We start from the raw sequence: 14606 nt of genomic DNA on the forward strand, positions 1-14606 counted from the left end.
TTTCCTAAATATCAGGCCCGCCCATGGCTTCGGCGATCAGGTCGTCGGCGGCTTCCGCCAGCAGCGAATCCTGCGCCTCGCCCGCCACCGTTTCCCTGCCGATCTCCAGCATGATCGGCACGGCGAGCGGCGAGATGCGGGTCAGTTGCCGGTGGGTGATGTGCCCTTTGATTCGGGCCAGCATATCGCCCAATCGCTGAATATCCAAAAGCCCCGCCGCCGCATCGTTGCGTGTTGCCTCGAGCAGGATGTGGTCCGGCTCGTGGCTGCGCAGCACGTCGTAGATCAGGTCGGCGGAAACGGTGACCTGCCGCCCGGTCTTTTCCTTGCCCGGATGGCGCTGCTCGATCAAGCCGGCAATCACGGCACAATTGCGGAAGGTGCGCTTGAGCATGTAGCTTTCGTCGAGCCAGGCCTCCAGGTCGTCGCCCAGCATGTCCTCGTCGAAGAGCGCCGACAGCGACGGGCGCTCGACGGCAAAGGCATGGCCGAGGTCGTCCAGCGCCCAGATGGCGAGCGAATAATCGGTGGCGACGAAGCCGAGCGGCCGGCGGCCGGCGCGCTCCAGCCGGCGCGTCAGCAGCATGCCGAGCGTCTGGTGGGCAAGCCGCCCTTCGAAGGGATAGGCCACCATGTAATGCCGGCTGCCGCGCGGGAACGTCTCGATCAGCAGCTCGTCGCGCCTGGGCAGGGACGAGACGTCGCGCTGCAAGGCGAGCCAGTCGCGCACCTGATCGGGCAGCGCCCCCCAGCGTGCGGGATCGTCCAGCATGCCGCGCACCTGATCGGCGAGGTAGGTGGAGAGCGGGAACTTGCCGCCGGCATAGGCCGGCACCTTCGGGTCGAGCGCGAAAGCCTGGCTGACGAGGCATTCGTTCTCGCGGATGCCCTCGAAGCGCAGCACCTTGCCGGAGAACAGGAAGGTATCGCCGGGCGAGAGCATTTCGAGGAAATATTCCTCCACCTTGCCGAGCGACGCGCCGCCGCGCCCGACCGCACCCTTCGCGCCGCGCTTGACCATGCGCACATTGAGCATGGGCATTTCCACGATGGTGCCGAGATTGAGCCGGTATTGCTGCGCGACACCGGGATTGGAGACGCGCCAGAGGCCGTCCGCCGTCCTGCGGATGCGGGCATAGCGCTCGTAGGTCTTCAACGCATAGCCGCCGGTCGCGACGAACTGCACGATGCGGCCGAATTTCTCGCGCGGCAGGCCGGTATAGGGCGAGGCGGAGGTGACTTCGGCAAAGAGGTCGTCCTCATCGAAGGGCGCGGCACAGGCCATGCCGAGCACATGCTGGGCGAGCACGTCGAGCGCGCCATCGCCGACGGGCGGCGTATCCTGCGCGCCGATATAGTTGGCGTCGAGCGCCGCCTGGCACTCCATGACCTCGAAGCGGTTGGCGGGCACCAGGATGGCGCGGCTCGGCTCGTCCATGCGGTGGTTGGCGCGCCCGATGCGCTGGGCGAGCCGCGAGGCGCCCTTCGGCGCACCGACATGAATGACGAGATCCACATCGCCCCAGTCGATGCCGAGATCGAGCGTCGAGGTGGCGACGACGGCGCGCAGGCGGTTTTCCGCCATGGCCTGCTCGACCTTGCGGCGCTGGCCGACATCGAGCGAGCCGTGGTGCAGGGCGATCGGCAGGGTATCCTCGTTGATGTTCCAGAGTTCCTGGAAGAGGATTTCCGCCTGGCTGCGCGTGTTGACGAAGAGCAGCGCCGTCTTGTGCTGCTTGATCGCCTCATAGACCTCCGGCATGGCGTATTTCGCCTGATGGCCGGACCACGGCACGCGCTCCTCGCTTTTCAGGATGGTGATGATGGGCCTTGCGCCCCCCGGCGCGGTGACGAGACCGGCATGGTTCTCCTCATCGGCGGATTGCGCGACCAGCCAGCGGCGCAGGTCCATCGGCTCGGCCACGGTGGCGGAAAGGCCGATGGTCCTGAGACCGGGCGCAAGGCGGCGCAGGCGCGTGAGGCCGAGCGACAGCAGGTGGCCGCGCTTGGAGGTGACGAGCGAATGAAGCTCGTCGAAGATGACGTATTTCAGGTCCTTGAAGAAACGCGCCGCCTCGCCGTTGGCAATGAGCAGCGCCACCTGTTCGGGCGTGGTCAGAAGGATATCGGGTGGGTTCAGCCGCTGGCGCTGGCGCTTGGCCTGCGGCGTATCGCCGGTGCGCGTCTCGATGGTGATGGGCAGGCCCATCTCCGAGACGGGTTTCATCAGGTTGCGCTCGATGTCGACGGCCAGCGCCTTCAGCGGCGAGATGTAGAGCGTGTGGATGCCCGTGAAGGCCGAGCCCGGCGGAATCTTGCCGCGGCGCGTCAGGTCCGTCAGCGCCGGCAGGAAGCCGGCCAGCGTCTTGCCCGCACCGGTGGGCGCAATGAGCAGCAGGCTCTCGCCCGCCGTGGCGCGCGCGAGAAGCTCCATCTGATGGGCGCGCGGCTGCCAGCCCTTGCCTGCGAACCATGCAGAGAAGGTCGCGGGCAGCAGGGCACGGGCGGCTTCGGCGGAATCGGTCATGTCGAAGACAAGCTAGTCCATCCTCCCCGAAAGAAAAGAACCGCAGGCCGGCGATTGACTCGGAAAAGAATCATGGATAATTGTTGTCCATGATTATGGGAGGTGCCAGTGAAGCTCAGTGAAGGTGTCGAACAGGCGATCCACAGCGTGGCGATGCTCGCGCAGCTTTCCGCCAACGGCGTGCTGTCGGCCGCTTCGCTCGCGGCGTATCACGGCGTGAAGACGAGCTATCTGTTGAAGCATCTCCAGGCCCTGTCCGGGGCCGGCCTGCTCTCCACCTTGCCCGGCCCCCGGGGCGGTTACCGTCTGGCGCGCAAGGCCGAGCAGATCACGCTTCTGGATATCGTGCTCGCCGTCGAGGGGCCGGAACCTGCCTTCCGCTGCCTGGAAATCCGCCAGCGCGGCCCCAACCCGCTGCCCGGCAAGCCGACGCGGCCGTGCGAGATCAATGCCGCCATGCTGCGCGCGGAGAAGGCCTATCGCGCCGAACTGCGGCGCGTGACGGTGGCCGATATCCTCGCCGACGTGGCAGCAGGCGACGACGGCTCGATTGCGGCGCGCGGCTGCGCCTTTCTGGCCATTCATGAACGCAAACAGGGCGCATGACGCCCACAACCGGAGAACGACCATGCAGGAACGACTGAACGGCTACAAGGTGGCGCCCGATGCCTACAAGGCGATCATGGGGCTGGAGACCTATATCACGCGGGATTCCGGCCTCGCGCCGGCCCTGATCCATCTGATCAAGCTGCGCGCGTCGCAGATCAACGGCTGCGCCTATTGCGTCGACATGCATGTGAAGGAGGCGCGCCATCACGGCCTGTCCGAACAGTGGATCAACCTCCTGTCGGTGTGGCGCGAATCGCCCGTCTACACCCCGCTCGAACGCGCCGTTCTGGAATGGACCGAGGCCGTGACGCGCGTGGCCGACACCGGAGCGCCTGACGCGGCCTACGAACCGCTGAAGGCCTTTTTCACGGAGGCCGAAATCGCCAAGCTGACGATCGCGATCGGCACGATCAACATCTGGAACCGCGTCGCCGTCAGCTTCCGCAGCCAGCACCCGCTGGATGCAGCGACGAAGGCGGCATGACGCTCACATCGCGATATAGCGGTCGGCGCGGTGGTTGATGGTCAGGAAGAGATTGAGGACCACCGCGCCGACGACCGAGCAGAGCACGATGAACGGGGCAGCGACCGCGAAGGCGGCGACCAGCACGAAGATATCGAAGGCAAGCTGCACGAGGCCGGCGCGTATGCCGAAGCGATCCTGAAGATAGACGGCGAGAATGCCCACGCCGCCCAGGCTGGCGCGGTGGCGATAGAGCCCGAGCAGGCCGAAGCCGAGCAGGATGCCCGCGAGCACCGCCGTCCACATGGGATGGATGCTCTCGATGCGCACGAAATGTGGCTGCAATTCGGTAATCACTGATGTCAGCGAGACCGCGATGATCGTCTTGACGGTGAAGCCGCGGCCAAGGCGTTTTAAGCCGAGCAGATAGAAGGGGACGTTCACGACCGTGTAGAAGAGGCCGAAGCTGTAGCCGGTCAGGTAATGCAGGATGAAGGCGACGCCGGCGGTGCCGCTCGCAACGAGCCCGGCGCTGCTCATGAGGGCAAGGCCCAATGCGGCGATCATGCTGCTGGCAAGCAGGCCCTGCGCATCCTCCAGCGGCGTGTGGCGCGTGGGGGTGGGATTCCAGAAGCCGAAACGCCGCTTGTCGCCGTCCATGGCCGATCTCCGCTTGTGTTCTGTTGTTGTATCGCGCCGCGCGTCGGACGCAAGCCTATGCCTGGCGTTGGGCCAGGAAGAGAAGGCCGTGCACGGGCTCGCCGGCATCGCGGCGGATCACGCTGCGCTCCAGCGTCAGCAGATCAAAGCCGTTTTCGGCAAGCCTGCGGCGGATGAAGCCTTCCGGATGGGCATAGCGCAACGAGGGCCGCAGCAGCGGCGTCTCGCCCGGTCCGCCATCCTCGACCGAAAAGGCGAAGAGCCCGCCCGGTCGCGCAAGGCGGGCAACGCTCGGAAAGACTTCCGCGAGATCGCCGAGATACATCAGCACGTCGGCGGCGCTGACGAGATCGGCGCGCCCCTCCGCTCCAGCGGCAAAGAGGCCGCTTGCGGGGGCCGGCAGCGACAGGTCGGCCTGGGCGAGGTGATCGTAGACCGCCTTTTCGCCGGCCTTGGCCAGCATGCCGGCAGACAGGTCGAAGCCTTCGAGCCGCACGGCATTGCCGCGGATTTCCACGCCGAACAGGCCGGTGCCGCAGCCGATATCCGAGACGAGGCCGAACCGCGCATCGTCTCCAGTATGCTTGCGCACGAGGGCCGCGAGCGTTTGCGGAACGGTGTATTCCAGCCGCTCGACAAGGGCGGTGTCGAAACGGTCGGCATAGTCGTCGAAGAGCCGTTCGACATAGGGCGTCGGCGGGGCGGCGGGCGCTTCCGTGACGCCGAGCACGGCAAGCTTGAGGCCGGCGCCGAAAATATCCGCCGGGTCGAGCGCGACGACCGTGCGCAGCGCCGTGGCGGCCGCCTCCTTCTGGCCCGATTTCTCGGCATATTCGGCCAGCCGGAACCAGCCGGCGGCCCAGCCGGGCACCTGTTCGAGCGCCTGTTCCATCAGCTCCGCAGCCTCCGCATACTCCCCCGATTCCGCGAACATGCGGGCGTAATCGGCGCGGCGGTCGGCGATGAGATCGCCGGAGGAGAAATGCGGGCTCGTCATGGGGGCTCGGAAACGGGAAGCGGATGCCGCTACATGGCAGGGCCATGACAAAACGCAAGTGAATTCTCACACGGAGGCTTCGCTTGCCGCCGGATCGGCGAGGGCTTATCTGGAGTGCAGACGAATTTATGGAGAATCAGCGGATGTCCAATGGCGTGAACGGGTTCCTCGGCGACTCGCCGCTGCGCGTGATCATCAAGCTCCTGATCCTGTCGGTGGCCGTGGGCTTCCTGATGTCGATCTTCGGGCTCTACCCCGACGATATCCTCTTCGCCGCCCGCGATTTCGTGCTGAATCTCTGGAACACCGGCTTCAAGACGCTCGGCCGGCTTGGCGACTATCTCCTGCTCGGTGCCGTCATCGTCGTGCCGATCTTCATCCTCATCCGCCTGTTCAGCTACAAGCGCTGACCATGCTGACACGCCGCACCTTCCTCGCCGCCTCCGCGGCCGCCATCGCCGCGCTCGCCGCAGGCTGTTCCACCACCAGCGTTCTCGCGCCCTCTGCCGGGACGGGCAGCGACCAGACGGCCACCTCGCTCGCCCTCGTCAACAAGCTGAGGGCAGAGCGCGGCCTGCCGCCGCTTACCATCGACAGACAGGCGCAGCGCGCGGCGATGGACCAGGCGAGCCGCATGGCGTCTGCCGGTAAGATGGAGCACAACATCGGCCTCGGTGCGAATTTCCTCAAGCGCATGAAGGGCATGGAGGTGCCGCTTCCGGCGGCCGAGAATATCGCGGTCGGGCAGAGCACGGCGGCGGCGGCCTTCGATGCCTGGTATCGCTCGCCCCGGCACCTGACGAACATGCTGGGTGCCGGCTATCGCGGCCTCGGCGTGGCGGTCGTCTCCAATCCCGCCTCCGGCAACCGGCCGTACTGGGCGATGGTCCTGTCGAGCTGAACACGTAAAGCCACCGGGGGTAGAGCATGAATGCATCGGCGGTAGGTGAAAACGAAGGCGCCGGCCCCTTCGAGGTGACGCACCGGCTGGTGCTTTCCATCGCCATACCCATGACGCTCGGCTTTCTCACGACGCCGCTGATCGGGCTCACCGATACGGCCGTGGCCGGGCGGCTCGGCTCGGCCAATGCGCTGGCCGGCATGGCCGTGGGCGCCGTCCTGTTCGACCTGCTGCTCGGCAGCTTCAACTTCCTGCGCGCCTCTACCACCGGCCTCGTCGCGCAGGCCTTCGGCCGGGGCGACCGGCGCGAGGAGCAGGCGGTCTACTGGCGTTCGCTCATCATCGCGCTCTGTTGCGGGCTGGCGATCGCGCTGCTCTCGCCGTTCCTGCTGTCGGCCGGCCTGTTCCTGATGGCGCCGTCGCCGGATGTCGCGGTCGTGACCTCGACCTATTTCCTCATCCGCGCGCTCGCCGCCCCCATGGCGCTCGGCAATTACGCGCTGCTCGGCTTCGTGCTGGGGCGCGGGCAGGGCATGACGGGGCTGATGCTGCAGGCCATCATCAACGGGGTGAACATCGTCCTGTCGATCGTTCTCGGCCTCTGGTGGGGCTGGGGCATCGCCGGCATCGCCTGGGGCGCCGTCGTCGGCGAGACGACCGGCATGCTGGCGGGGCTGGCGCTCGTCGTGTCGCGCTTCGACCGGGCGCAGCGGCCCGCGCGGGCGGAAATCTTCGAACGCGAGCGGCTGAAGGCGCTGTTTTCGCTCAATCGCGACATCATGATCCGCACCTTCGTGCTGATCGGCGCCTTCGCCATCATGACGCGCATCGGCTCCTCCATGGGCCCGCTGGTGCTGGCCGCCAATGCCGTGCTGATGAACATCTTTCTCGTCGCGGGCTACTATCTCGACGGCCTTGCCAATGCCGCCGAACAACTCGTCGGCCGGGCCTTCGGCGCCAATTTCCGGCCGGCCTTCGACCGCGCCGTGAAGCTCACGCTTTTCTGGTCCTTCGGGCTCGGCATCGTGACGACGCTGCTGTTTCTCGTCTTCGGCACCGATATCATCGGCCTCTTGACGACGACGGAAAGCGTGCGCGCGGAAGCCGCCAAATACCTGCCCTGGGCCGCGCTGACGGCCGTCACCGGGGCGCTCGCCTTCCAGATGGACGGGGTTTTCATCGGCGCGACATGGTCCGGCGCGATGCGCAACATGATGTTGGCGGCCTTCGCCGGCTATCTCCTGGCGCTGGCGCTGTTCGTTCCGCTCCTGGGCAATCACGGCCTGTGGCTCGCGCTCAACCTGTTCCTCGCCTTCCGGGGCCTGTTCTTGGCGCTGCGCCTGCCGGCGCTGGCGGGGCGGCAATTTGCCGGGCAAAGCCGCGTCTAGAGGCGCTTTTAGGGTTGAACCCTGCCTTGGCCCGACTACTCTGCGTTTCGTTTGCTCCCCGGAACACACGAAACTGACAGAGTCTATGATGAAAATGAAAAGCCTTTTGACCGCAACCGTCGTTTTTATTGCGATGACGTCCGCTTCCAGCGCCCAAACACGGCCGACCATTCTGGATCTCGCCGCACAGGGATTTGAAATCAAATCGACGAGCGGAAACTATGTCTTCCTGCAGAACGAGGAAAAGATCTACGTCTGCTCGTTTCTGCAGATGAGTGAATACAACGTCGCCTCCGGCGAGGTGGACGCCATCAAATTCGACTGCGCCGCGGTGATCAAATGAAGATCGCCGTCTTCCTTCTTGCGCTGATCCAGATGGCAATCGGTCTGTTGTTCATTGTGGAGGCCGAAGCGGTTCCAAGATTGACTCTCGGAACCATATCCTTCGGCCTCGGGTCCGTTTGCTTCGCAATAGCGGTGGTTATCGGTAAACTGGACGAAATCCGTTCAAATCAACGCTGAGCGTTCACCGCCACTTCAAAACGACCTGTTCAGCTGCGCGACCCTGTAGAGATCCTGAGTGATGGTGTTGGCATCCTCATCGCGGATCTCCGCTCGGGCGCGCAGCCAGTGGGAATATTCCCGCCCTTCGGGGCTGCCTTCCTGTTTCCAGATTTCATGAGCCCTTCTGCGAATCCTGTCGTCCTGGTCTTCCATGGTGCGTCCCTCCTTGGCCATTCGGCCATTATGGCGGGGTCGGTGCAGGCTACCGTCGATGTGAACCGCTTTTGCCGAACACTCCACCCGCCTCACCAAGAATCCATTAGGACTGTCTTTTGTTCCGTAACGGTCGTCAGATGTTGCGGTCGGCCCAGTGCGCCATACGGCTGCCGCGCAACGCCGAGATCGACGACACCTGCTCGCGATCGCACAGGCGCGAGAGGCCACTGACGATCGTGCCGGGCAGGGTGGGGCCGGCATAGACCATGCAGGAATAGAGCTGCACGAGGTTCGCGCCCGCGCGGATTTTCTCCGCCGCGGTCTCAGCATCCGAAACGCCGCCCACGCCGATGATCGGCAGGTCGTCGCCGACGCGCTTTCGCATCTTGGCAAGCACGACGGTCGATTTCTCGAAGAGCGGCTTGCCGGAAAGTCCGCCGGCCTCACCGGCCTGGCTTGTGTCGCGCAGCCCGTCACGCGAGAGGGTCGTGTTCGAAACGATCAGCCCGTCGAGCGGATGGGCCAGCGCCACCTCGGCGATATCGTCCAAGCCTTCTTCGGTGAGATCGGGCGCGATCTTGAGGAAGACCGGCACCTGCCGGCCGCTGCGGGTCGCTTCCTCGGCCCGTGCCGTCAGCACGGACGACAGCAGCGCGTGCAGGCTTTCCTTCGCCTGCAGGTCCCGCAGGCCCGGCGTGTTGGGCGAGGAAATGTTGGCGGTGAAGTAGCGGGCGACATCGTAGAAGGTGCGGATGCCGGCCACATAATCCGCGATGCGATCCGCGCTGTCCTTGTTGGCGCCGATATTGACGCCGATCAGCGCATCGCGCCGGCAGCGTTTCAGGCGTTCGAGGGCGGCGGCATGGCCGGCATTGTTGAAGCCGAGCCGGTTGATCACGGCATCGTCGGCGACGAGGCGGAAGATGCGCGGCTTGGGATTGCCCTCCTGCGCGCGCGGCGTCAGCGTGCCGACCTCCGCAAAGCCGAAGCCCAGGCGGATGAGGGCTTCGGGCACCTCCGCATTCTTGTCATAGCCGGCGGCCATGCCGAGCGGATTGGGAAAATGCAGGCCGGCGACGGTCTGCGCGAGGCGCGGATCGGCCTTTGCCGGGCAGGCGGGCACGATGCCGGTCTTCAGCGCCGCAATCGACAGGCCGTGCGCGGTTTCCGGGTCGAACAGGAAGAGGCCCTTGCGGCCGAGCGAGGAAAGCAATGACATCAGAGCGGCATCTCCGGAAACTGGTGGGCGCCGTCGGGCCCGAGCGGCAGGGGCTTCTCCCAGAGGACGGCGGAGAGAGGAAGCGCGGCATAAAGATGCGGAAAGAGATCGCCGCCGCGCGAGGGTTCGTAGACGAGCGTATCGCCCAGCGCATCGCCGTCGACCGCGACGAGGAGAAGGTCGCCCTGGCCGGCGAAATGGCGTGCGGCGGTTTCTCTCGCCTGCGATGCGGTGGAGAAATGGATGTAGCCGTCCGAGAGGTCGATGGCCGCGCCTTCGAATATTCCGGCCGCCTTCGCTTTTTGCCACAGACTTGACGGAACGATCTTGTAGATTGTCTTGGTCATCTCGTCCGTTTCTCCCGCCTGGCGCGTTCCATGCTAGCGCTTGCCGCAAAGAACGGCGAATGTCCACCGGCCACAGCCCGGCAAACCGGCTCTTGGAGGATTTTGCATGCGAATTTCTGCTCTTCCCCTGACCCTCGTTGCCGCGCTCGCCGCCGGCGCCGCCCATGCCGAAGGCGAAGGCCGCTACCGCATGGAGAAGACGGATACCGGCTTCGTGCGGCTCGATACCGCCTCGGGCGACCTTTCGCTCTGCCAGGAAAAGGACGGGCAGATCGTCTGCCGCATGGCGGCCGACGAGCGCGCGGCCTTCGAAAAGGAACTCGATCTCCTGACCAAACGCGTCGAAGCGCTGGAAAAAGCGGTTGCAACCGGCCAGTCAACCGCAAAACCTGCTCTACCATCGGATGAAGAGATTGACCGGACCATGAGCATCATGGAAAAGATGATGCAAAGGTTCATGGGGATCGTGAAAAACCTGGAGGACGGCAAGGAGGAGCCCGCCCCCGGGAAGGACGCGGTCCCGCAGAAGACCTGACGGAGCGTTTTGCCGGCTAAGCCGCGCCTGTTCCGTCGCAGGGTCCATCAACTCTTGGGAGGGAGCGCATGGCATCGGCACTTACGATCATCATTGCGGATGACCATCCGCTGTTCCGCGGCGCGCTGAAACAGGCGCTGACCGGAATGGCGGGCAATCCCGATATCGTTGAGGCGGGGGATTTCGAGGCAGCGCGCAAGGCTGCCGAAGCCTGTCCGGATGCCGACCTGTTGCTGCTCGATCTCGCCATGCCCGGCGTCAGCGGCCTGTCGGGCCTGATCGCGCTTCGGGCCGAGTTCCAGAGCCTGCCCGTCGTCATCGTTTCCGCCAGCGACGATCCCGCCACCATCCGCAGGGCACTGGACCTCGGCGCGTCCGGCTTCATTTCCAAATCCGCCTCCATCGACGATATCCGCGAAGGCATCGGCTCGGTGCTGTCAGGCAATGTCTATACGCCGGGCGGCTATGTACGCGCGCCCGAACAGGACGGCGAGGTGGCAGACCTCATCGCCCGCGTGCGCACGCTGACGCCGCAGCAGTCGCGCGTGCTGGCCATGCTGGCCGAAGGCCTGCTCAACAAGCAGATCGCCTATGAGCTCGGCGTATCCGAGGCGACCATCAAGGCCCATGTCTCGGCCATTCTGCTGAAGCTCAATGTCGACAGCCGCACCCAGGCGGTCATCCAGCTCGGCAAGATCGGCGCCGCGCAGGCTGCGGCCTGACGTCATTCCGCGGCCGCGCGCTCCACCGTTGAAAGCTGCGTAAGCCAGGCTCGCATCGAGGCGGGGCGGACGGGCTTGTTCTGCACGAGGATATTGTCGCGTTCCGCCTCGGCGCGCACATCCGGCGTACGGTCGGCGGTGACGAGCAGCGCCGGCACCTCGCGGCCAAGCGCCTTGCGCAGCCTCGCGATCGCCGCGATCCCGGTCCCGTCGTCGAGGTGATAGTCGGCGATCACGGCATCGAATCCGGCTGCGTCCTCCGCCACGATCGCTTCGACCGCCGCGACGGAATCCGCGAGCGTCACGGTGCAGCCCCAGCCGGATAGCAGCAGACGCATGCCATCGAGGATCCTGGGTTCGTTGTCGATGCACAGCACCCGCAGGCCCTTCAGCGGCTCTTCGCTCACCGGCGCGCGTGCGGAGTTTTCGGCCACGGGCCGGCTTGCCATGGCATCGATGGGCACACGGACCTTGAAGCTGGTGCCGCGGCCGGGCATCGACTGCAACTCGACGGGATGCGAGAGCACGCGCGAGATGCGATCCACGATGGAAAGCCCGAGCCCGAGGCCCGGCGCCGTGCGGGCGCCCTCGTCGAGGCGGGCGAATTCCTTGAAGACGGTGCGGAATTTCGATGCGGGAATGCCGATGCCGGAATCCAGCACCTGGATCACGGCATGCCCGCCCTTGCGCCGCACGCCGACGAGCACCTTGCCGGACTGGGTGTACTTGATGGCGTTGGACACGAGGTTCTGCACGACGCGGCGCAGCAGGTTGGGATCGGTGCGGATGGCGAGCGAACTCGGCAGCACCTTGAAGCGGAGGTCCTTGGCCCTCGCGATGGGAGCGAAATCGGTCTCGATGCGCTTCAGCAGGTCCTTGAGCAGGACCGTCTGCACCCGCGGCTTCATCGCTCCGGTATCGAGGCGCGAAATGTCGAGCACGGCGCCGAGGATCGCCTCCACCGATTCCAGCGAGGAATCGATGTTGTGGATCATCTCGCGGTTTTCCGTATCGCCCAGCCGCTCGACCAGCGAGGAGGAGTAGAGCCGGGCGGCATTCAGCGGCTGGAGGATGTCGTGGCCGGCCGCGGCGAAGAAGCGCGTCTTGCCGATATTGGCTTCCTCGGCGGCGGCGCGGGCCTCGGCCAGCGCCGTGTTGACACGGGTCAGCTCCGCCGTGCGCTCGGCGACGCGATGTTCCAGCGTCTCGTTGACCTGCTTGAGCGCGCGGTCGGCCGCCACCCGGTCGGTGATGTCGGTATAGGTGGAAACGAAGCCCTTTTCCGGCATGGCATTGGTGCGAACCTCCACGATGCGCTCGCCGCCGGCCAGCACCAGCGGGAAGGCCTCGTCGAAGGTCATGATGCGGGAAATCGCGGTTTCCCTGTCGTTCTCCGCGATATCGCCGCGCTCGACGAGGATCTCGACGATATCGGCGAGCGGGAAGCCGACCTGGCCGACATATTCCGGCAGGTCGAGCAACTGGCGGAAGCGCCGGTTCCAGACGGTGAGATTGCCGTCGCTGTCGAAGACGGCGATGCCCTGGTCCATCTGGCCAAGCGCGGTCTGGAGCATGTCCTGATTGTATTGCAGCGCCTCGCTGGCCTGGTCGAGCAGCCAGTCGGTGTCCGTCGGCGTGTCGTCGATGCGCTGGAGCACGAGCGAGAGCACGAGGCGGGCCGAGGACGAACCGATGGCGCTGCCGAGAAGCTGTTCGGAAAAATGCACGATGGCGGCATCCGCCGGCGCATTGTCCTCCAGCCACCGGCCGACCTGCCGCTCATAGGTGTGGAAGGAGCGCTGCATGCGCTCTTCGCCGAGATATTTGGCGATGGTGGTCTTGAGGTCGCGGACCGTGACCTTGGTGCGGCGGCCGCGGAAGGCGCGCTCCAGGCGGGGCTTGGAGCGGATGAAGGTGCCGGCCTGAAGACGCTCAAGCGATGTCGGATTGCGCGTCAGCGAGCCGATCACATAGGCGCCGACATTGACCATCATGGCGACCAGCGTGGCGTTGACCAGCGGATCCGCGGCCTCGCCGGTGAAGAGCGTGGTGCCGGGGAAGAGGAAGCCGAGGATGGTTTCGGCGACATAGGCGTTGTCGGCGACCCCGATGCTGGGCAGGAACAGCAGGTAGGCCCAGACCACGAGGCCGCAGATCATGCCCGCCATGGCGCCGCGTGCATTGGCATTGCGCCAGAACAGGCCGCCGAGCAGCGCGGGCGCGACCTGCGCCACCGCGGCGAAGGCCAGAAGCCCCATCGAGGCGAGCCCGGCGTTGGCGGTCGTCGCGCGATAATAGGCGTAGCCGAGCAGGATCACGAAGAAGATGGCGAGACGGCGGATGCGCAGCAGCATGCGCGACAGGTCGTCCTGCTGCTCGACGCCGCCGATGAGGTTGCGCCTCAGCACGACCGGGATGACGATGTCGTTCGACACCATGATGGACAGCGCCACCGAGGCGACGATGACCATGGCGGTGGCGGCCGAAAAGCCGCCGATGAAGGCGATCAGGGTCAGGAGCGGCTGGTCGAGCGCGAAGGGCAGGGTGAGAACGTAGAGATCGGCATCGCCCTGCCCGTTGAAGGTCAAGACGCCGCCGATCGCGACGGGCAGGACGAAGAGGTTGATGGCGATGAGGTAGAGCGGAAAGAGGATGCCCGCCGTGCGCAATTCCCCCATCGTGCGGTTTTCCACGACCGTGACGTGGAACTGGCGCGGCAGCATGACGATGGCGAAGGCCGACAGCACGATCAGCAGGATCCAGCGCGCGAGCGGCGTCTCGTAAGTCAGCGCCTGCATCACGGGCACGCTTTCGGACGCCCGCTGCCAGAGATCGCCGGGGCCGTCGAACATGAAGAAGATGACGTAGAAGCCGACCGAGGCCATGGCGATGAGCTTGACCACCGATTCCATGGAGATGGCGAGGATGAGCCCGTCCTGATGCTCGGTCGCATCCGTGTGGCGCGTGCCGAAGACGATGGCAAAGCAGGCGAGGAACAGCGAAACGACCAGCGGCAGGTCGATGAGGCCGCCGGAAGCGGCGATGCCGAAGCCGGTCGTGTCCACCATCGCGGCGACCGAGCTCGACACGGCCTTCAATTGCAGCGCGATATAGGGAATGTAGCCGATCAGCGAGATGAGTGCGACGACGGCGGCCACACCCGGGTTCTTGCCGTAGCGGGCGGCCACGAAATCGGCGATCGAGGTGAGGCGCTCGGACTTGGCGAGCGTCACGATGCGGCGCAGCAGCGGCATGCCGAGCGTGAACATCAGGATCGGGCCGATATAGATGCCGAGAAATTCAAGGCCATGCGTGGTGGCGAGGCCCACGCCGCCGAAATAGGTCCAGGAAGTGCAGTAGATCGCAAGGCTCAGCGCATAGACGAGCGGCCGGCCCTTCGACGCGCGTTCGGAGCGCCGGGCCTTGCTGTCGCCGTAACTTGCGACCGCGAAAAGCAGCAGCAGATAGGCGAGCGCGAGCGCGATGATCAGCGAGCCCGGCATGCTTCCTCCCGCAGT

Annotated in this window: 16 protein-coding genes; 9 read left to right on the forward strand and 7 right to left on the reverse strand. The window is 65.5% G+C overall.

The genetic code is table 11. The features are described from left to right. Positions 1-4: 4 nt before the first annotated feature. Positions 5-2527, reverse strand: coding sequence for a ligase-associated DNA damage response DEXH box helicase (locus K6301_RS00950; protein WP_247218700.1), 2523 nt, complete (start codon positions 2525-2527; stop codon positions 5-7). A gap of 108 nt (positions 2528-2635) precedes the next feature. On the opposite strand from K6301_RS00950, the gene K6301_RS00955 reads away from it, so the two are divergent. Beyond that, on the forward strand, positions 2636-3133 hold the full coding sequence (locus K6301_RS00955; protein WP_247218701.1) for an RrF2 family transcriptional regulator: 498 nt from the start codon (positions 2636-2638) through the stop codon (positions 3131-3133). A gap of 22 nt (positions 3134-3155) precedes the next feature. Next, the gene (locus tag K6301_RS00960; RefSeq protein WP_247218702.1) at positions 3156-3620 is read left to right on the forward strand and encodes a carboxymuconolactone decarboxylase family protein; all 465 of its coding nucleotides are present in this window, start codon (positions 3156-3158) and stop codon (positions 3618-3620) included. Between the two features lie 3 nt (positions 3621-3623). Here the strand turns inward: K6301_RS00960 and K6301_RS00965 are convergent, their stop codons facing one another. Beyond that, positions 3624-4259, reverse strand: a complete 636-nt coding sequence (locus K6301_RS00965; protein ID WP_247218704.1) for a DUF6198 family protein — start codon at positions 4257-4259, stop codon at positions 3624-3626. A gap of 55 nt (positions 4260-4314) precedes the next feature. Next, positions 4315-5256 (reverse strand): class I SAM-dependent methyltransferase, encoded by a 942-nt coding sequence (locus tag K6301_RS00970; RefSeq protein WP_247218706.1) that lies wholly within the window; start codon positions 5254-5256, stop codon positions 4315-4317. 143 nt (positions 5257-5399) lie between these two features. Between K6301_RS00970 and K6301_RS00975 the strand changes: the two genes are divergently transcribed. The 5 genes from K6301_RS00975 to K6301_RS00995 all read left to right on the forward strand — a co-directional run bounded on the left by K6301_RS00975 (position 5400) and on the right by K6301_RS00995 (position 8067). Further along, on the forward strand, positions 5400-5666 hold the full coding sequence (locus K6301_RS00975; protein ID WP_247218708.1) for a DUF6460 domain-containing protein: 267 nt from the start codon (positions 5400-5402) through the stop codon (positions 5664-5666). Positions 5667-5668: 2 nt separating this feature from the next. Then, a complete protein-coding gene (locus tag K6301_RS00980) occupies positions 5669-6157 on the forward strand; it encodes a CAP domain-containing protein (protein WP_247218710.1) in 489 nt (162 codons plus the stop codon). A 26-nt stretch (positions 6158-6183) separates the two neighbouring features. Further along, positions 6184-7545, forward strand: a complete 1362-nt coding sequence (locus K6301_RS00985; protein ID WP_247218712.1) for an MATE family efflux transporter — start codon at positions 6184-6186, stop codon at positions 7543-7545. Between the two features lie 88 nt (positions 7546-7633). Then, positions 7634-7888 carry a hypothetical protein gene (locus K6301_RS00990; RefSeq protein ID WP_247218713.1) on the forward strand — a complete coding sequence of 85 codons (255 nt, stop codon included), beginning with the start codon at positions 7634-7636 and terminating at the stop codon, positions 7886-7888. Next, positions 7885-8067 (forward strand): hypothetical protein, encoded by a 183-nt coding sequence (locus K6301_RS00995; protein ID WP_247218717.1) that lies wholly within the window; start codon positions 7885-7887, stop codon positions 8065-8067. Before K6301_RS00990 ends, K6301_RS00995 begins: the two co-directional genes overlap by 4 nt. Before the next feature lie 15 nt (positions 8068-8082). Here K6301_RS00995 and K6301_RS01000 read toward each other — a convergent pair whose 3' ends face one another. The 3 genes from K6301_RS01000 to K6301_RS01010 form a co-directional block, all read right to left on the reverse strand. Then, complete coding sequence (locus K6301_RS01000; protein ID WP_247218719.1) at positions 8083-8262, reverse strand: DUF2934 domain-containing protein; 180 nt, start codon at positions 8260-8262, stop codon at positions 8083-8085. Between the two features lie 136 nt (positions 8263-8398). Continuing rightward, positions 8399-9484, reverse strand: a complete 1086-nt coding sequence (locus K6301_RS01005) for a quinone-dependent dihydroorotate dehydrogenase (RefSeq protein ID WP_247218722.1) — start codon at positions 9482-9484, stop codon at positions 8399-8401. Further along, positions 9484-9831: a DUF952 domain-containing protein gene (locus tag K6301_RS01010; protein WP_247218724.1), complete on the reverse strand. Its 348-nt coding sequence runs from the start codon at positions 9829-9831 to the stop codon at positions 9484-9486. The genes K6301_RS01005 and K6301_RS01010 overlap by 1 nt, the downstream gene beginning before the upstream one ends. Positions 9832-9937: 106 nt before the next feature. Between K6301_RS01010 and K6301_RS01015 the strand changes: the two genes are divergently transcribed. After that, complete coding sequence (locus K6301_RS01015; protein WP_134650849.1) at positions 9938-10366, forward strand: hypothetical protein; 429 nt, start codon at positions 9938-9940, stop codon at positions 10364-10366. A gap of 68 nt (positions 10367-10434) precedes the next feature. Next, the gene (locus K6301_RS01020) at positions 10435-11088 is read left to right on the forward strand and encodes a response regulator (protein ID WP_247218725.1); all 654 of its coding nucleotides are present in this window, start codon (positions 10435-10437) and stop codon (positions 11086-11088) included. Between the two features lie 2 nt (positions 11089-11090). On the opposite strand, the gene K6301_RS01025 is transcribed toward K6301_RS01020, so the two are convergent. After that, entirely contained in the window at positions 11091-14591 is a 3501-nt protein-coding gene (locus tag K6301_RS01025) for a hybrid sensor histidine kinase/response regulator (RefSeq protein WP_247218726.1), read from the reverse strand. Positions 14592-14606 lie beyond the last annotated feature (15 nt).

The sequence above is a fragment of the Shinella oryzae genome (assembly GCF_023038235.1).
Classification (GTDB): domain Bacteria; phylum Pseudomonadota; class Alphaproteobacteria; order Rhizobiales; family Rhizobiaceae; genus Shinella; species Shinella sumterensis.